Here is a 16336-nt window from a genome sequence, read left to right on the forward strand (position 1 = left end):
CGTTTTCCTCAACTTCCGATACCGAAGAAACAGCTGTCGCTCAGCCGATGTTGTCGACCGCGGCCTTGGCCCGCTGGATCGTCGACTGCGCCGTGCCGTCGTTCTTCTCCAGCGTCGACTTCAGCAGCGTGATGATGTTCTTCACCTCGTTGGAGGCATTCGTCCACCGCTGTTCCTTGCCGTGGTACTCGTCCGCCACGCCATCCGCCGTGAAGTCCGCCATCGCGTTCTTCACCTGACGGTCACGGTTGCCGATCACCTCTTCCAGACGACCGATCACCACCTGGATGTTCGACTGAGCATCAGCCGACGCACCCGTGTCGTACGACCGACGATCCGCACCAGAACCCGCCATCACACACCACTCCCCGAAAGTCGAAACACAGCCCGCACAGAACGACTCAGACCAACCTCAGCGGAAACGCGCCGCATCGAAGTTCGCCGCACCCATCTGCTGCTTCGCGTTGTCACCCTGCTCCTGGTCACCCGAGCTGAACGCCGAGTCCATCCCCGACTGACCACCCAGGATCGCCGACAGCGACCCGTTCAAGTCGGACGTGATCCTGTCCGCCTGCGCCTTGAACTGGTCGAACATCGCCCGACCCGAACCGTTGAACTTCCCCTCCAACGGCGTCGCCGCATCCACCAACTGCCGGATCAACGAACCGAGATCAGTACTCGACCCCCGCGAATCACGCTGGAGCTGCGACAGCGTCTGCGCGCCCATGTCGAACTTCATCAGGCCTCCCCCGTCGGGCTGCTACGGCGGACCGTGCCCGGTCCGCCTCATAACTCTCGTCCCATCTCTATCAACCCGGCAGTTGCCGCTGCAATCGAGGTCCCCGGCACTCACACAAGCACCACAACTCGGCCGTCAGGTCTCCCGAGTCTCCGGAATCGCATCCTGCAGCTCCGTCACAGCGCGTTCACCGGGCTTGACGGCGAGGAGGCGGCGGGCGGCATCCAGGGCCCACGTCGTGTCGACGGGGTGGGCGGCGGCGGTCATCAGCGCCAGTTGCAGGCCGAGGTCGTACGAGGGTTGTTCCTCCGCGAGCCTCGCGATGCCGCGCTCGACTGCGGTTTTGATGGCAGGCAGGAGAAGAGTGACGAGTTCCCGACGCAGCAGCGCGCTGATGTGCCGGTCGAACTGCACGCGGTCCGCGACGAGCAGCAGCGCCTCGGCCGCCTTGAGCCGCTCGTCCGCCGTGCCGCGCTCCTCGACCATGTCGGCACTGTCCCCCACGGCGTCGGCGAGCACCCCGAAGGTGTCGTCCTGCCCGTGCAGCCGGTCGTACGAGGCTCCCCGCCATGCGGCGGATTCCGGCGACCGGGCCGCCTGAACCACCGCTTCGTATCCGACCGCGTCCGCCCAGCGGGTGAGCGCGGCGCAGGCCAGGAAGCGGCCTGCCGGATCCTCGTCGGGATCCCGCAGGACTTCCTTCAGCGCCTCGGAACGCTCCTGGTAGCCACCGTCGAGTCCCTCGCTGATGACGTCATCGGGATCGGCGGCGGTGCCGTCGAAGTCCACGAAGAGCAGTTGGGCGACTCTGGCGCTCGGCTCCCATGGACCTTGGCTGTCGGACAATCGGTACTCCTGTGCTCAGGTCGGCTCGCTGGATCACGTTATCCGGCTCGTCACGGCGTCTTGGTCGTCGGGTAGGGGCCGTTCACGTAGTCCTTCGGGACGATCCCGCTGATCAGCCATTCGCCGTCGCGTCGGGTGTTGAGCAGCGCCATGACCCTGCGGTGCACCTTGCTGGTCTTGCCCTTGCTCAGACCGAGGTCGTTGACGAACTTGGTCACCGCGTCGGTGTCCGTCGGCTTGAGAGTCGCCGGCACCTCCACGTCCTTGCCGGCCGTCTTGGTGATGTCGTCGCTGATGCTCTGCTGGATCTGCTCAGGACGCAGGATCTCGACGTTCGAGACCTTGCCGGCGTCGATGTCCGCCTGCAGCCGCCGGTAGTCGATGCTGACTTCCTGGGCGCCGTAGACCTTGCCGGTCCCGTCCTTCGGAGCGAAGGAGGTGAACTGGCTCGACTCCTTGGCCTTGGGGTTCGCGCCGCCCAGCACGTGCTCGAGGGGCGTGATCTTTCCGTCCGGATTGGCCGGCACGATGCCGGCGTCCGGGTCGAACCGCGACTTGCGCAGCCCGTACTGGTTGTGGGTGGCGTTGAAGTCGTCGTCCTGCCGGATGATGGGGGGTTCGTCTTCCGCCGAGGTCTTGGGCGGAGTCTCGTCCGTGGCAGGTGCGACGCCGTCGCCGTCCGTCCCGCCCGTCGAGTCGTCGGCGCGATCCGCGGGGGAAGAGCCGCCGTCGTCGGCGTGCTGTCCGGCGGGGCCCGCGTCCGCGTTGTCGCTGTGCGGGGGTGCGTCATCGCCGTGCGGGGGTGCGTCGTCGCCACGCGCCGGTGCGTCATCGCCGTGCGGAGGCACGTCGTCGCCACGCGCGGGTACGTCATCGGCGCCCGAGGCCACGTCGTCACCGTGTCCGCCGACGGGCGCGGGCGGGTCGCTGGGGTGCGCGTTGCCGGGCAGGCCGTCGTCCGGCCGCGTGGGTACGCCTTCGGTGCCGGAGGAGTGACCCGCGCCGCCCGCCGCGTTGTCGCCGGCGCCGACCAGGGCCGGTTCCTTGACCGGGGCGTCGACCTGCGAGCCTCCGGCGCCTGCCGTCGGTGTGGTGTCGGCCGTGTCGACGACCGTCTCCGCGGGTGCCTGGTCGGCGTGCTGGACGACGCTGCCCTGGCTGTCCAGGAGGTTGCCGTCGGCGTCCATGTACTGGGCGGGAGCGCCTTCCGGCGTCCCGAGGTCGATCGTGCCCTCCGGCAGCGCGACCGACTGCTCCGGCAGCCGCACGCTCCCGTCGGGGAGCCTGGTGGCGCCCTCGGGGAGTGCCGCGCCCTCCGGCAGCCGCACGGTGCCGTCCGGGAGCCTCAGCGAGCCCTCCGGCAGGGTGACAGCGTTGTCCGGGAGCGTGGGGATGTCGACGTTGCCGACGCCCCGGAGGCCCCGCACGATGTCGCCGATCTTCGACAGACCGGCACCGGCGCCCTTGACGATGTAGGTCATCGGGTCGATGATCCTGCCCGCCTTGCCCGCCGCCGACAGCAGCTTGGAGACCGCACCGGCCTTCGTCACGCCCGCTGCGGCAGCCCCCGCACCGCCCGTGAAGACGGTGGTGAGCACGTTGAAGGTGACCAGGCCGGCCGCGCGGGCAGGGTTCTTGCCCCACTCGTCCCACGCCACCAGCGCCTTGCCGGTCTCCTTCATCGCCGTACGCGAATCACGCAGCCACGACGGCATCTTGTCGTCCGGCAGCGTCCAGAACAGCGCGCCCGCACCCGGAATGACGGAGACCACCAGACCGGTGACCAGCTGGGCAAGGCCCTTCCAGGCCTGGCCCATCGCCTCCAGGCCGTTGAACCCGAGCAGCGTGCCCAGGCCCTTGATGGCGCCCCAGATGCCGTCGACGATCAGGCCGTCCCAGAAGAACGACTTCAGCCAGTGGCCGATCTCCCACCAGTGGTGCTTCTCCTCCACCGGGTCGCCCCAGGGAAGCTGCGCGTCCTTCATGTCCTCGGCGTCGAAGCCGTACTGGTCCTTGCGGTCGGAGCCGTCCCCGGCGACCATCTGCGTCCCGCCCCACAGGGCGGTGATCCTGTTGTGGCAGGTGCGCTCGGCCGCCCAGAACGCCGCCACCGTGGCGGTGATGTCGTCCCGGATCTGGTTGTGCTCGTCGACCTTGTCGCCGTCGTACTCCCACTCGTCGTCGTCCTTGACCGCCGCGAGGAAGGTCGTCGCGTCCGTCTTCAGCTGCTTCAGCTTGTCGACGAGGGGACGGATCTCCGTGGCGTACGACGACAGCGCGCCGGACACCTTCTCCAGGTCGTCGGCGAACGTGTCCGCGCGCTCCTTGACCGGCTTCGTCGTCGCGAACAACTGCTCCGCCTCCGGAGCCGTGTAGTACGCCGACAGGCCCTGGAACTGCGTATGCACGTCCCCGCCGGTCTTGCGGACCTCGGACGCGTCCTTCCCCAGGTCCGCGTAGTCCGTCTCCAGCTGCGCCAGGTCACCCGTGAACTGGGGTATCTGGTCCGGCTTGATCACCGCTTGCCCACTCCCGGCAGATCCACCGCCGGCGCGGACAACGCGTTGCGCTGCGCATCGGCGGCCATTGCCTCATCGCCATTCAGATAAGCCGTGGTCGCGTCCACCGCGCCCTGCAGCGATTTGCCCGCCCGGGCCGCGACGTACTGCAGGTCCTTCGACGCCCGCTCCGCGTACTGCGACAACGCGAGGGCGACCAGGCCGCCCGCGGCCTTCTCACCGCCCTCGCCGCCACCGCCCTCGGCGGAGATCGTGCCGGCGCTGGTCGCCGCCGACGTCAGATGCTCACCGAACGCCTTCGCGTACTTCTCCAGGTCCGACGCGGTCTCACCCGTCGTCTTCAACACACTGGAAATGCCTTGCGGCTTCAGATCCCAGCCCGACACCACAGTCCCCGCATCCCCGACGTTCCCTCAGTCCTGGTTTCCTCAGCCCTGTGCCGCGCTCAGCCGATGTTGTCGACCGCGGCCTTGGCCCGCTGGATCGTCGACTGCGCCGTGCCGTCGTTCTTCTCCAGCGTCGACTTCAGCAGCGTGATGATGTTCTTCACCTCGTTGGAGGCGTTCGTCCACCGCTGTTCCTTGCCGTGGTACTCGTCCGCCACGCCATCCGCCGTGAAGTCCGCCATCGCGTTCTTCACCTGACGGTCACGGTTGCCGATCACCTCTTCCAGACGACCGATCACCACCTGGATGTTCGACTGAGCATCAGCCGACGCACCCGTGTCGTACGACCGACGATCCGCACCAGAACCCGCCATCACACACCACTCCCCGAAAGTCGAAACACAGCCCGCACCGCGCGAAGGGGGCCAAACTCAGCGGAAACGCGCCGCATCGAAGTTCGCCGCACCCATCTGCTGCTTCGCGTTGTCACCCTGCTCCTGGTCACCCGAGCTGAACGCCGAGTCCATCCCCGACTGACCACCCAGGATCGCCGACAACGACCCGTTCAGATCCGACGTGATCCTGTCCGCCTGCGCCTTGAACTGGTCGAACATCGCCCGACCCGAACCGTTGAACTTCCCCTCCAACGGCGTCGCCGCATCCACCAACTGCCGGATCAACGAACCCAGGTCATCACTCGACCCCCGCGAATCACGCTGCAGATTCGAGAGCGTCTGCGCGCCCATGTCGAACTTCATCAGGCCTCCCCCGTCGGGCTGCTACGGCGGACCGTGCCCGGTCCGCCTCGCAAGTCTCCCCCATCTCTATCAACCCGATAGTTGTCTGTGCAATCAAAGCCCTCAGCAGGCACAGGAGCACCACGACTCGGCGGGGATCCCCTTACCACGTAGGTGAGTTGACGAGGACCGCCCATGGCAGCGGTGGTCGAGAACCAGCCACGGCGCCTCCATGGCAAGACCGCGTCATCCCGCCCCAAGGGCACGGGTGACGTCCGTACGGGCGATCACACGGCGGAGTCGGCCTTGAGGGACTCGACGAATGCGACGAAGGTTCCGGTCGGGAAGAGGAGGGGTCCGTAAGAGGGGTCCTTGGTGTCTCGTATCGCTACTCGGGCGGGGTCGTTTGCGACCTCTATGCAGGCGTTGCCGTCGCCGCTGCCGGAGTAGGACGACTTCCGCCAGTTCTCGGGGGTGATCACCGGGCGCCTCACAGTTCCTTGGCCAGACTGTGGATGAAGTCACGCGACCGGTCGGGGTCGAGTGACACCGCCTCCACTCTACGGAAGAGTGTTCGGAACACGCCGAGTTGAGCTTCGGAGTCGATGAAGAGCGTGCCGTGAGGACCATCACGGACCACGGTGTCCAGCCTTGGGACGACGCCGCCGGCGTACACCATGGCGGCTGTCATGTCGGCGAAGTCGTCCAGGTCGAAGGGGATGACGCGGACGGTGACATGGTCGGCTTCGGAGAACTCCAGGATGCGGGCAAGCTGAGCACGTGAGGTGACCCTGCCGCCGACTCTGATCCGCAGCGCCGCCTCGTGCACCAACGCCTCGTACGTGATCGGCTGCGACTTCTCAAGGATGACCCGCCGCTGCATTCGATGCCGGACGCGCAACTCGACCTCGCCCTCGGGGAGTTCGGGAACCCTGCGCGAGAACAGGGCCCGACCGTAGTCCTCCGTCTGAAGAAGTCCCGGCACGTGCAGGAAGTCCACGTCCCATCGGTAGGCGGCATGGTGCTCCAGCTCGGACAGGTCCAGGAACGAGGTCGGCAGGAGACCCCTGTACTCCTCCCACCAGCCGCGTGCCCGGTCGGTCGCCATCGCGGCCAAGGCGTCGACCAATGCCTCGTCCGTGCAGGCGTAGTGGGCCGCAAGGCGGCGAAGCCGCTGCTCACTCACGCCTGTGACGCCGGACTCGATCTGACTGATCTGGACGGAGTTCACGCCGAGCAGCCCCGCCGCCTCGCGTGCACTGAGACCTGCCGCGTCCCGGAGCCTGCGCAGTTCGACCGCCAGACGCATCTGTCGTGCCGTTGGTTCGCGCCTGGTCCCCATCGACCGCCCCTTCGTTCAACGCGCCTTGCAGCTCGACTCTTTCGGGCGTCAGATTACGCGACCAGCTTGCTCCAGGTTAAATCTAAGGTCTACCGTCAGTGACGCGACGCACACGCTGCGGAAACACCGGGGCACCGGAAGCGCACCGCCCCGTCCTGCCATGACGGCTGCGGCACTGCCACCGCCCGCCGACCGCAACCCCCCACCACTTGAACGGAGTTCACGCGTGCCCGAAAACCAAGCCGAACCGTGGGAGTACTCCCTCTACATCCCCAACGACCTACGCGCGGTCACCGTCAGCCGCCGCACCCTGCGCCTGATCCTGACGATGCACGGACTGATCGGCCTGGTCGACGTGGCGGAACTCCTCGCGGCCGAGCTGGTCTCCGATGCCGTACGCCACACCAAGGGGCCCGCCACCCTGCGCGTGCGCTGGTCGGCGGGCGTCCTGCGGATCGGGGCGTGGGACGCGGATCCCGAACCGCCTGAACCGCCACGGCTGCTGGAACAGGAGCCCGACCACGAGGACGGACGCGGGCTGGCACTGGTCCGAGCGTGCGCCGACACCTGGGGCTGGCAGCCGCTGAGCAGACTCGGCAACCGGGGCAAGTACGTGTGGTGCGAGCTGAAGGCGGCCTAAAGGAGACGTAGCCCTCAGCACCCAGGTCGGGCAGGCCCTTCAGATCATCGAGGTCGACGGGTTCACAGTCGGATGCGGATTTCCCTGGCGATTTCCATCAGGCTCGACAGATCCTCAGTCGGCACGGCGTAGTGGAAACCCCTGATCCGCTCCAGGAATTCGGTCGGCAGAGCGACGTGATGGGCTCTCACGTAGAACCAGAGGTCTCCTCGCCACACCCACTCCCCGTCCGAGTGGATGGCGTCGCCACCCATGACGGTCTGACCAGAACCCAGAACGTCCTCGGACGAGCCCATGACGCTGAAGAGATCATGCCCGGCCAGCACGTACTGGGTGATCCCCTGCTCATCGACGTATGCGGAATCAGCGAGGAAATCCCGCACACTCCCTCGCGGCACCCCGAAGGAAGGCGACCACAGCTCTTGGAAGTGATCTGCGATCTTCAGCATGCCGTCGAAATCCCGGTCGGCGACTCGCCTGACATTCGGCTTCCTAGGGCCCTTCCTGTCGGACAGCGGTGTCAACCCTGCGGAGTCGTGTTCTCCCAAGCCCGGGTCGGGCTTCCTTCCTCATCCCACTCATAGTGGGAGAGCGGGGTACCGCCGTCGGTGCTGTGAAGCTTCTTCGTGGCGAGAACGCCGCTCTCGTGCCAGCTCTTGCACTCCCCTGACAAGCTGCCCATCCGCATCATTCCCTCTGCGCGAAGGGCTCCGCTCTTGAACCACTCACGGAACGGTCCGTCCCGGTAACCGTCCGTGTAGGCCACCAGACTCACACGATGTCCTGCGAGGTACTCCTCGACCTCACCGGTGAAGAGTTCACCCCGGTACAGGAGTCGCTGAGCATAGTCGAGGTCCACCTCGGGATCATCGAGGTCGATACGCTTCACACTTACCGCGAGGGCAGGTAGTCAGCTGTTTTAATTTGGCGGAGCGGGCTGCTTTTCCTGTCCCTCGAAGAGATATCGATACACACTGCCCAAATATTCATAAAGGGCTTCCTCGCTATCGAACTCGATATCCGTCAAGCCTTCGTAATCACCGACTGACAGCTCTCTCGTACGCAACACCGACTCCAGCCCCGCTCGGACCGCATTGACGTACTCCTCCTTGAAGGCATGCAAGGTGGGACGCAGGTAGCCCGTGGTGTCGTAGGCCTGCTCCAAACCGAGGTACACCTTGACGAATTTCTCAAGTTCCCTATTCACGACTTCAACCTCGATTACGGATGACGGCCCGGGGCAGGGTTGGCATACATGGTGATGAGCTTCCAGTCCCCGTCCTCCATACGATAAATGGGGCGAATGGTACCGCCTGCGAAGTCGACAGGCAGGAACTCGTTCAGATCCGCCGGGTTTCGGTAGAACCCGCTGAAGCGCTTGTGACCTTCGGGGCCGAGTAGATCCTCGATCGGCAACTCGGCGTCCGGGGGCTCACCGGTACGTGAGATCTCGTCGCGGAAGTACTGATCGGCCCTCACCATGTCCTCCGGATTCTCGAACCGAGTCGCGTACGGACCTACTCGGTGGACACCGCCGTGCACGCCGTCGACCGTGGTCCCGGTCAGTGGATCAACGTTGTTCTCCGATTTCACATGCCCGGCGTTAGCAGAATTGGGACCGTACATCTGAGGGTTTCCGGATGAGTCGAGCTTCGGAGTGCCCAACCTATCCTGCAAGGCTTGCTCGTCCGGGTACAGGTGACGACCAGGCGCATGGCCTTCCCCGCCCTGCCTGTCATCAAGTTCCTTGATGCGGTCGTCGACGAACCGAGGATCAAGCGGTGGCTCAGTCCCCGGAGACGGAGGCTCTGCGGAGGGAGTTGAGTCACCTGCTGGTGAGTCCGGCGTCGCTCCGTTCGGCTCAGGCGCATCTCCAGGCCCGTGGCCACCACTGCCTCCGGTGCTGTCGCTGTGAGCGCCACCGTTGCCATGGTCGGTCGAAGACTGATCGTGGTGACTGCTGCTCGGACCATCATGGTGACCGCTCGTCGGACTGTCTGTGTGCCCGCCGGCGTGGTTGGTCGGAGGTTCATGGCCGGCGGAAGGGCCAGCACCGTTCTCATGCGCTGATCCGCCAGGCAGATGATTGCCCACTGTGCCGCCGGGGAGGTCGCCTCCGGCGTGGACGGCGGGCACGTCGCCACCCGCGTGCACCGTCGGCGTGGTGGGCACGTCCTCCCCGACCCGCCCAACGTCGCCAAGGTCGCTGCCCAGGCGGACGTGCTGGCCTGCCTGTTCGGCAGCCTGCGCGCCCGCGCCCACCAGCGCCGGTTCCTTCACCGGGGAGTCGACGCGGGGGACGTCCGCCCCCGACGCCGGGTTGCCCGACGTCGGCCTGTCCACCACGTCCGTGGGGGCGTTGTCGACGTTGTCGACCACGTTGCCCTGGTTGTCGAGGAGGTTGCCGTTCGGGTCCATGTACTGGGCCGGGGAGCCGTCCACGCTCGGCAGTTTCGTCGTGCCCGCGGGAAGGACCGGGGTGTCGTCCGGGAGTTTGATGTTGCCGTCGGGGAGCCGGGTCGCGCCGTCCGGGATCGTGGCGCCCTCGGGCAACCGCACGGTGCCGTCCGGGAGCCTCAAAGAGCCCTCGGGGAGAGTGAACGCGTTCTCCGGGAGGGTCGGGATGTCGATCGCGCCGACGCCCCGCAGGCCCTTCGTGATGTCGCCGATCTTCGACAGACCGGCACCGGCGCCCTTGGCGATGTAGGTCATCGGGTCGATGACCTTGCCCGCCTTGCCCGCGACCGACAACACCTTCGCCACCGCACCGGCCTTGCCCGCACCCGCGACACCGGCGCCCGCACCACCCGTGAAGACGGTCGTCAGCACGTTGAAGGTGACCGCACCGGCGGCACGACCGGGGCTCTTGCCCCACTCGTCCCACGCCACCAACGCCTTGCCGGTCTCCTTCATCGCGGTGCGCGAATCACGGATCCAAGACGGCAACTTGTCATCCGGCAGCGCCCAGAACAGCACCTGCGCACCCGGCATCATGCTGAGCGTCAGGCCGGTCGCGAGTTGCGCAAGGCCCTTCCAGGCCTGGCCCATCGCGTCCCAGCCGCCGAAGCCGACCAACGTGCCGAGGCCCTTGATGGTGCCCCAGACGCCGTCCACGATCAGGCCGTCCCACACGAACGACTTCACCCAGTGGCCGACCTCGTACCAGTGGTGCTTCTCCTCGACCGGATCGCCCCAGGGAAGCTTCGCGTTCTTCATGTCGTCAGCCGCGAAGCCGTACTGATCTTTACGCTCCGACCCGTCCCCGGCCACCATCTGCGTGCCGCCCCACAAGGCAGTGATCTTGTTGTGGCACGTGCGCTCGGCCGCCCAGAAGGCCGCCACCGTCGCGGTGATCTCGTCCCGGATCTCGTTGTGCTTGTCGACCTTGTCCTCGTCGTACTCCCACTCGTCGTCGTCCTTGACCGACGTCACGAACGTCGTCGCGTCCGCCTTCAGCTGCTTCAGCTTGTCGACGAGGGGGCGGATCTCCGTCGCGTACGAGGACAGGGCGGAGGACACCGTCTCCAGGTTGTCGGCGAAGGTGTCCGCGCGGTCCTTGACCGGCTTCGTCGTCGCGAAGAGTTGCTCCGCGTCGGGGGCGGTGTAGTACGCCGACAGACCCTGGAACTGGGAGTGGACGTCCTGGCCCGTCTTGCGGACGTTGCCCGCGTCCTTCTTCAAGTCCGCGTGGTCGGTCTCCAGTTGCGGCAGGTTCCCCGTGAACTGGGGGATCTGGTCCGGCTGGATCACCGCTTGCCCACCCCCGGCATGTCCACCTTCGGCGCGGCCAGCGTGTTGCGCTGCGCCTCCGCGGCCATCTCCAGGTCGCCATTCAGATAAGCCGTCGTCGCGTCCACCGCGCCCTGCAGCGACTTGCCCGCACGGGCCGCGACGTACTGCAGGTCCTTCGACGCCCGCTCCGCGTACTGCGACAAGGCAAGCGCGACGAGACCGCCCGCGGCCTTCTCGCCGCCCTCGCCACCACCGCCGCCCTCGGCGGAGATCGTGCCGGCGCTGGTCGCCGCCGACGTCAGATGCTCACCGAACGCCTTCGCGTACTTCTCCAGGCCCGACGCGGTCTCACCCGTCGTCTTCAACACACTGGAAATACCCTGCGGCTTGAGATCCCAGCCCGACACAACAGCCCCCGTATCCCGAAGTTCCTACAGTCCAACAGACCTGCAGAGCCCTACGGCCCCACTGCTCCACACCCTGCCTGCGACAGGGTCACTCAGCCGATGTTGTCGACCGCGGCCTTGGCCCGCTGGATCGTCGACTGCGCCGTGCCGTCGTTCTTCTCCAGCGTCGACTTCAGCAGCGCGATGATGTTCTTCACCTCGTTGGAGGCATTCGTCCACCGCTGTTCCTTGCCGTGGTACTCGTCCGCCACGCCGTCCGCCGTGAAGTCGGCCATCGCCGTCTTGACCTGACGGTCACGGTTGCCGATCACCTCTTCCAGACGACCGATCACCACCTGGATGTTCGACTGAGCATCAGCCGACGCACCCGTGTCGTACGACCGACGATCCGCATTGGCACCCGCCATCACACACCACTCCCCGAGAGTTGAAAGAAAGCCCGCACCGAACCGAAAGAGTCGGACTCAGCGGAAGCGCGCCGCGTCGAAGTTCGCGGCACCCATCTGCTGCTTCGCGTTGTCGCCCTGCTCCTGGTCACCCGAGCTGAACGCCGAGTCCATCCCGGACTGACCGCCCAGGATCGCCGACAACGAGCCGTTCAGGTCAGCTGTGATCCTGTCCGCCTGCGCCTTGAACTGGTCGAACATCGCCCGACCCGAACCGTTGAACTTGCCCTCCAACGGCGTCGCCGCATCCACCAACTGCCGGATCAACGAACCGAGATCATCACTCGACCCCCGCGAATCACGCTGGAGCTGCGACAGCGTCTGCGCACCCATGTCGAACTTCATCAGGCCTCCCCCGTCGGGTCCTTAGGTTCCTCATCGCCACATCGTGTGCATTACATCTCTACCAACTCCCTGATCGCCCAGGCAATCGGGAGCCGACGGTAGTTACAGAGGCAGCACAAACCCATGACCAAGGTATGAGCACACATGCGGACAAAGGTTCAGGCAGCGGATGTTACGGACGCCGCCGTCGGCCCCTCACGGCAGATCAGCAGCAGCGCCCGGTCGTCGTTGACGTCCTTCGCCACCGCCTCGATCAGGTGCCAGGCAGCGCCGTGGAAGCCGCCGGCGACATAGCGGTCGGCCTCGCCGGTGAGGCGGTCGATGCCCTCGACGATGTCGCGGTCGGATGTTTCCACCAAACCGTCTGTGAACAGCATCAACACGTCACCCGGGCGCAGCGAGCCCTTCACGGGGTCGAACTGGGCGCCGTCGTACACACCCAGCAGCGGACCCTCGGCGGCCTTCTCCTCCCAGCGGCCGCTCCCCGCGCTGAGCTGCAAGCCCGGCGGGTGGCCCGCGGAGTAGAGCTCGTAGTCCCCTGAGTCCAGGTCCAGGACCAGGTGGATCGACGTCGCGAAGCCCTCGTCCCAGTCCTGGCGGAGCAGATAGCCGTTCGCCGCCGGCAGGAACGCGTGCGGCGGGAGAGAGCCGAGCAGGCCGCCGAAGGCTCCCGACAGGAGCAGTGCGCGCGAACCCGCGTCCATGCCCTTGCCGGACACGTCCGTCAGGACGACCTCCATCGTGCGGCCGCCGTTCGTGCGGGCCGCGACAACGAAGTCACCGGAGAACGACTGGCCGCCCGCCGGGCGCAGCGCCATCTCCCGGTGCCAGCCCTGCGGCAGCTGCGGCAGCTTGCTCTGGACGCGGATGCGTTCGCGCAGGTCGAAGAGCATGGTGCCGCCGCGCCGCCAGGGCACGCCGACGCGGCTGCGGAACTGGGCGATGAGGAGACCGAAGAACCCGCAGGCGGCCACCACCAGGACCACGCCCGGGGTGACCCTGGACGGGCCCTCCGTGTACGGCCCCAGCTGCACCGACTCCACGATCAGCGCGGTCGCCGCTGCCGCGTACAGGCTCAGCAGGCTCGCCGGACGCAGCAGCAGGCCGCCGGCGACGATCGGCAGGACCAGGGCGGCCGGTGAGCACCACACCGAGTTGGCCAGTGTCGTGGCCGCGATCAGGGGAACGGTGATGAGCAGACCTGCGAGCGCGACCCAGTCGGAGCCGTCGCCTCGGAAGTAGTCGACGGCGCTTCTGCGCAGGCCGACGCGGACCCGGTGCCACTGCATCTTGCACCGAGCCGCGAACGTCTCGGCTTCCGCGCGCCGGTCTCGTCCTGCTGCCATTAGTTCGGGACCCTATCCATCGAACCAGGTGCTTGGCACGGGAGGTCCCACTTGTCCCCCGTCCGAGGCTCAACTTCACAGTGAACTTCACAGAAAGCCATCGTGGCGCCATCAAGGCGAAATTCCCTGGCCCGTCCCGCAATGCCCTGGTAGGCATGGTGCATGGGGACTGACGTGCGGGTACTGCAGCGGAACGACTGGGACCAGTGGTACGACAACTTGATCCGCGCCTTCGGCGGGATCCCGGAGTCGCCCGAGGAGCGGGAGCTGTGGCGCTCGCTCACCGAGATCGACCGTTCTGTCGGGGTCTGGGAAGGTGACGCGTGCGTGGGCACGGCGGGCGCGTTCAGCTTCCGCCTGACCGTGCCGGGCGGCGCCGCGGTGCCGGCGGCCGGCGTGACGATGGTCAGCGTGGCGGCCACGCACCGGCGGCGCGGGGTGCTGCGCTCGATGATGCGGCGGCAGCTGGACGACGTACGGGAATGGGGCTGGCCGCTGGCCGTCCTGACGGCCTCGGAGCCGGAGATCTACGGCCGGTTCGGGTACGGCGCGGCAACGCACAGCGTGAACGTCGAGGTCGACACGGCGCGCGTACGGCTGTCCGTACCGCCCGGTACCGATGACGTACGCCTGCGGTACGCGGCGCCGGCCGACGTCCTCGACGTGTGCGAGGCGGTGTACGCGCGCAGGGTGTCCGGCCGGCCCGGGATGCTGGCGCGGCTGCCCGGGTGGGAGCGGCTCGTGGTGCTCGATCCGGAGAGCGGCCGGGACGGGGCGTCACCGCTGCAGTGCGTGCTGGCCGAGCGGGCCGGCGAGGTCGTGGGGTACGCGCGCTTCCGGATCAAGCCCGAGTGGGACACCGCCGGACCCAAGGGCGTCGTCGTCGTACAGGACGCGGAAGCCCTGGATCCGGCGGCGCATGCCGCGCTGTGGCGGTTTCTGTTCGAGATCGACCTGACGTCGACGCTGACCGCGCGGGGACGGCCCTCGGACGAACCGTGGCTGTCCCTGGTGTCCGACATCCGGCGGTGCCGGACGCTCGTGCGGGACTCGTTGTACGTCCGACTGGTGGACGTCGGCGCCGCGCTGGAGGCGCGGACGTATCAGGCGCCGGTGGATGTGGTGTTCGAGGTCGAGGACGACTTCTGCCCCTGGAACGCGGGGCGTTGGCGGCTCACCGGGGACGCGAAGGGCGCGTCGTGCGGTCGTACGACGGATGCGGCCGATCTCGCCCTTTCCGCACGGGAGTTGGGGGCCGCGTATCTCGGAGGGGTGAGCCTGGCGTCGCTGGGCGCGGCCGGGCGGGTGCGGGAGCTGCGGCAGGGGGCGCTGGCGGAGGCGGCCTTGGGGTTCGGATCGGCGGTCGCGCCCTGGCTGCCGCACGGCTTCTAGAGCGGCCTCAGGACTTTTGGCAGGCCGGGCACCAGAAGAGGTTGCGGGCGGCGAGATCGGCGGTGCGGATCTCGCCGCCACAGATGTGGCAGGGCTGGTCGGCCCTGCGGTAGACGTAGACCTCGCCGCCGTGGTCGTCGACGCGCGGCGGGCGGCCCATCGCCTCAGGGGTGTGTTCCGGGCGGACGGTGTCGATGCGGTTGTTGCGGACGCCCTCGCGCATGAGGCCGACGAGGTCCTGCCAGATCGCGTCCCACTCGGTGGGGGTGATGCTGCTGCCGGTGCGGTACGGGTCGATGCGGTGCCGGAAGAGGACCTCGGCGCGGTAGACGTTGCCGACGCCGGCCACGACCTTCTGGTCCATGAGCAGGGCGGCGATCGTCGTACGGCTGCGGGAGATCCGCCGGTGGGCGGCCTTCGGGTCGGCGTCCGCACGGAGGGGGTCGGGGCCGAGGCGGTCGTGTATCGCGTCCTTCTCGGTGTCCGTGATCAGGGCGCAGGTCGTCGGGCCGCGGAGATCGACGTACGCCGTGCTGTTCGCGAGCCGGAGACGGACCGTGTCCGTGGGTGGGGGCGCCGGGGCCGGGCCGAAGGTGATCTTGCCGAAGAGGCCGAGGTGGATGTGGATCCACTCACCGCTGCGGAAGCCGAGGAAGAGGTGCTTGCCGTGGGCCTCGGTGGCGGTGAGTTCCGTACCGGTGAGGAGGGCGGCGGAGTCGGTGAACTTGCCCTGGGGGCTGGTCACCCGCGGTGCCGTGCGGAGAAACGCGGCGGCGTAGTCCTGAGCCAACCGGTGAATGGTGTGCCCCTCCGGCACAGTGCGGTTCCTTTCCCTACCCCTGGGGCTCCGCCCCAGACCCCGCCAGGGGGCTCCGCCCCCTGGACCCTCTGGCCCATGCCCACCCACCACCCGACGAGGTGGGTCAAGAGGTGCCGTAGCGACTACTGCTGCGGGTGGTGCGCCGGGATCGGCGGCAGGTCGCCCGTCGTCTCGTAGCCGGCCAGCATCTCGATGCGGCGGATGTGACGCTCGTCACCCGAGAAGGGCGTGTTGAGGAAGGTCTCGACGAACTTGGTCGCCTCCTCCTGGGTGTGCATGCGCGCGCCCACCGCGACGACGTTCGCGTTGTTGTGCTGACGGCCGAGGGACGCCGTCTCCTCGCTCCAGGCGAGGGCCGACCGCACGCCCTTCACCTTGTTCGCGGCGATCTGCTCGCCGTTGCCGGAGCCTCCGATGACGACGCCGAGGGCGTCGGGGTCCGCGGCCGTCCGCTCGGCTGCGCGGAGGCAGAACGGCGGGTAGTCGTCCTGGGCGTCGTAGATGTGGGGACCACAGTCGACCGGGTCGTGGCCCGCTTCCCTGAGCCACTCGACGAGGTGGTTCTTGAGTTCAAAGCCGGCATGGTCGGAACCGAGATACACGCGCATGGGACGAGTGTGACACGGGCGTTTCCGGGCA

General features: G+C 67.4%; 21 protein-coding genes. 2 read left to right on the plus strand and 19 right to left on the minus strand.

What is annotated here, in order from left to right; all coding sequences use genetic code 11:
• Nucleotides 1–40: 40 nt before the first annotated feature.
• From ACFWWR_RS05265 to ACFWWR_RS05305, 9 genes are all read right to left on the minus strand, one after another.
• Nucleotides 41–355: a pore-forming ESAT-6 family protein gene (locus ACFWWR_RS05265; protein ID WP_384302037.1), complete on the minus strand. Its 315-nt coding sequence runs from the start codon at nucleotides 353–355 to the stop codon at nucleotides 41–43.
• Between the two features lie 57 nt (nucleotides 356–412).
• The gene (locus tag ACFWWR_RS05270) at nucleotides 413–739 is read right to left on the minus strand and encodes a hypothetical protein (RefSeq protein ID WP_384302039.1); all 327 of its coding nucleotides are present in this window, start codon (nucleotides 737–739) and stop codon (nucleotides 413–415) included.
• A 135-nt stretch (nucleotides 740–874) separates the two neighbouring features.
• Nucleotides 875–1585: a hypothetical protein gene (locus ACFWWR_RS05275; protein ID WP_384302041.1), complete on the minus strand. Its 711-nt coding sequence runs from the start codon at nucleotides 1583–1585 to the stop codon at nucleotides 875–877.
• 50 nt (nucleotides 1586–1635) lie between these two features.
• Nucleotides 1636–4104, minus strand: coding sequence for a hypothetical protein (locus ACFWWR_RS05280; RefSeq protein ID WP_384302043.1), 2469 nt, complete (start codon nucleotides 4102–4104; stop codon nucleotides 1636–1638).
• Nucleotides 4101–4493, minus strand: a complete 393-nt coding sequence (locus ACFWWR_RS05285) for a DUF6507 family protein (RefSeq protein ID WP_384302045.1) — start codon at nucleotides 4491–4493, stop codon at nucleotides 4101–4103. The genes ACFWWR_RS05280 and ACFWWR_RS05285 overlap by 4 nt, the downstream gene beginning before the upstream one ends.
• Before the next feature lie 56 nt (nucleotides 4494–4549).
• Entirely contained in the window at nucleotides 4550–4864 is a 315-nt protein-coding gene (locus ACFWWR_RS05290; protein WP_384302037.1) for a pore-forming ESAT-6 family protein, read from the minus strand.
• 57 nt (nucleotides 4865–4921) lie between these two features.
• The gene (locus ACFWWR_RS05295; protein ID WP_384302047.1) at nucleotides 4922–5248 is read right to left on the minus strand and encodes a hypothetical protein; all 327 of its coding nucleotides are present in this window, start codon (nucleotides 5246–5248) and stop codon (nucleotides 4922–4924) included.
• A gap of 266 nt (nucleotides 5249–5514) precedes the next feature.
• Entirely contained in the window at nucleotides 5515–5709 is a 195-nt protein-coding gene (locus ACFWWR_RS05300) for a DUF397 domain-containing protein (RefSeq protein ID WP_383874528.1), read from the minus strand.
• An 8-nt stretch (nucleotides 5710–5717) separates the two neighbouring features.
• A complete protein-coding gene (locus tag ACFWWR_RS05305) occupies nucleotides 5718–6569 on the minus strand; it encodes a helix-turn-helix domain-containing protein (protein WP_384302049.1) in 852 nt (283 codons plus the stop codon).
• A gap of 226 nt (nucleotides 6570–6795) precedes the next feature.
• On the opposite strand from ACFWWR_RS05305, the gene ACFWWR_RS05310 reads away from it, so the two are divergent.
• Nucleotides 6796–7209, plus strand: a complete 414-nt coding sequence (locus ACFWWR_RS05310) for an ATP-binding protein (RefSeq protein WP_384302051.1) — start codon at nucleotides 6796–6798, stop codon at nucleotides 7207–7209.
• Between the two features lie 62 nt (nucleotides 7210–7271).
• Here ACFWWR_RS05310 and ACFWWR_RS05315 read toward each other — a convergent pair whose 3' ends face one another.
• From ACFWWR_RS05315 to ACFWWR_RS05350, 8 genes are all read right to left on the minus strand, one after another.
• Complete coding sequence (locus tag ACFWWR_RS05315) at nucleotides 7272–7658, minus strand: hypothetical protein (protein ID WP_384302053.1); 387 nt, start codon at nucleotides 7656–7658, stop codon at nucleotides 7272–7274.
• 71 nt (nucleotides 7659–7729) lie between these two features.
• Nucleotides 7730–8098, minus strand: coding sequence for a toxin-antitoxin system YwqK family antitoxin (locus ACFWWR_RS05320; RefSeq protein WP_384302055.1), 369 nt, complete (start codon nucleotides 8096–8098; stop codon nucleotides 7730–7732).
• A 30-nt stretch (nucleotides 8099–8128) separates the two neighbouring features.
• Nucleotides 8129–8416 (minus strand): hypothetical protein, encoded by a 288-nt coding sequence (locus ACFWWR_RS05325; protein WP_383874522.1) that lies wholly within the window; start codon nucleotides 8414–8416, stop codon nucleotides 8129–8131.
• A 14-nt stretch (nucleotides 8417–8430) separates the two neighbouring features.
• The gene (locus tag ACFWWR_RS05330) at nucleotides 8431–10959 is read right to left on the minus strand and encodes a hypothetical protein (RefSeq protein WP_384302057.1); all 2529 of its coding nucleotides are present in this window, start codon (nucleotides 10957–10959) and stop codon (nucleotides 8431–8433) included.
• Nucleotides 10956–11309, minus strand: coding sequence for a DUF6507 family protein (locus tag ACFWWR_RS05335; protein WP_384302058.1), 354 nt, complete (start codon nucleotides 11307–11309; stop codon nucleotides 10956–10958). The genes ACFWWR_RS05330 and ACFWWR_RS05335 overlap by 4 nt, the downstream gene beginning before the upstream one ends.
• A gap of 131 nt (nucleotides 11310–11440) precedes the next feature.
• On the minus strand, nucleotides 11441–11755 hold the full coding sequence (locus tag ACFWWR_RS05340) for a pore-forming ESAT-6 family protein (protein WP_383874516.1): 315 nt from the start codon (nucleotides 11753–11755) through the stop codon (nucleotides 11441–11443).
• Nucleotides 11756–11812: 57 nt separating this feature from the next.
• Entirely contained in the window at nucleotides 11813–12139 is a 327-nt protein-coding gene (locus tag ACFWWR_RS05345; RefSeq protein WP_383874515.1) for a hypothetical protein, read from the minus strand.
• Nucleotides 12140–12297: 158 nt separating this feature from the next.
• On the minus strand, nucleotides 12298–13485 hold the full coding sequence (locus ACFWWR_RS05350) for a PP2C family protein-serine/threonine phosphatase (protein WP_384302059.1): 1188 nt from the start codon (nucleotides 13483–13485) through the stop codon (nucleotides 12298–12300).
• 162 nt (nucleotides 13486–13647) lie between these two features.
• Between ACFWWR_RS05350 and ACFWWR_RS05355 the strand changes: the two genes are divergently transcribed.
• Entirely contained in the window at nucleotides 13648–14877 is a 1230-nt protein-coding gene (locus ACFWWR_RS05355; RefSeq protein WP_383874511.1) for a GNAT family N-acetyltransferase, read from the plus strand.
• A 7-nt stretch (nucleotides 14878–14884) separates the two neighbouring features.
• Here the strand turns inward: ACFWWR_RS05355 and ACFWWR_RS05360 are convergent, their stop codons facing one another.
• Entirely contained in the window at nucleotides 14885–15694 is an 810-nt protein-coding gene (locus ACFWWR_RS05360) for an Fpg/Nei family DNA glycosylase (protein ID WP_383874510.1), read from the minus strand.
• 125 nt (nucleotides 15695–15819) lie between these two features.
• Complete coding sequence (locus tag ACFWWR_RS05365) at nucleotides 15820–16305, minus strand: ribose-5-phosphate isomerase (RefSeq protein WP_383874509.1); 486 nt, start codon at nucleotides 16303–16305, stop codon at nucleotides 15820–15822.
• Between the last annotated feature and the right edge of the window lie 31 nt (nucleotides 16306–16336).

Origin of the sequence: Streptomyces sp. NPDC058678 (genome assembly GCF_042714835.1) — a bacterium.
GTDB lineage: Bacteria > Actinomycetota > Actinomycetes > Streptomycetales > Streptomycetaceae > Streptomyces.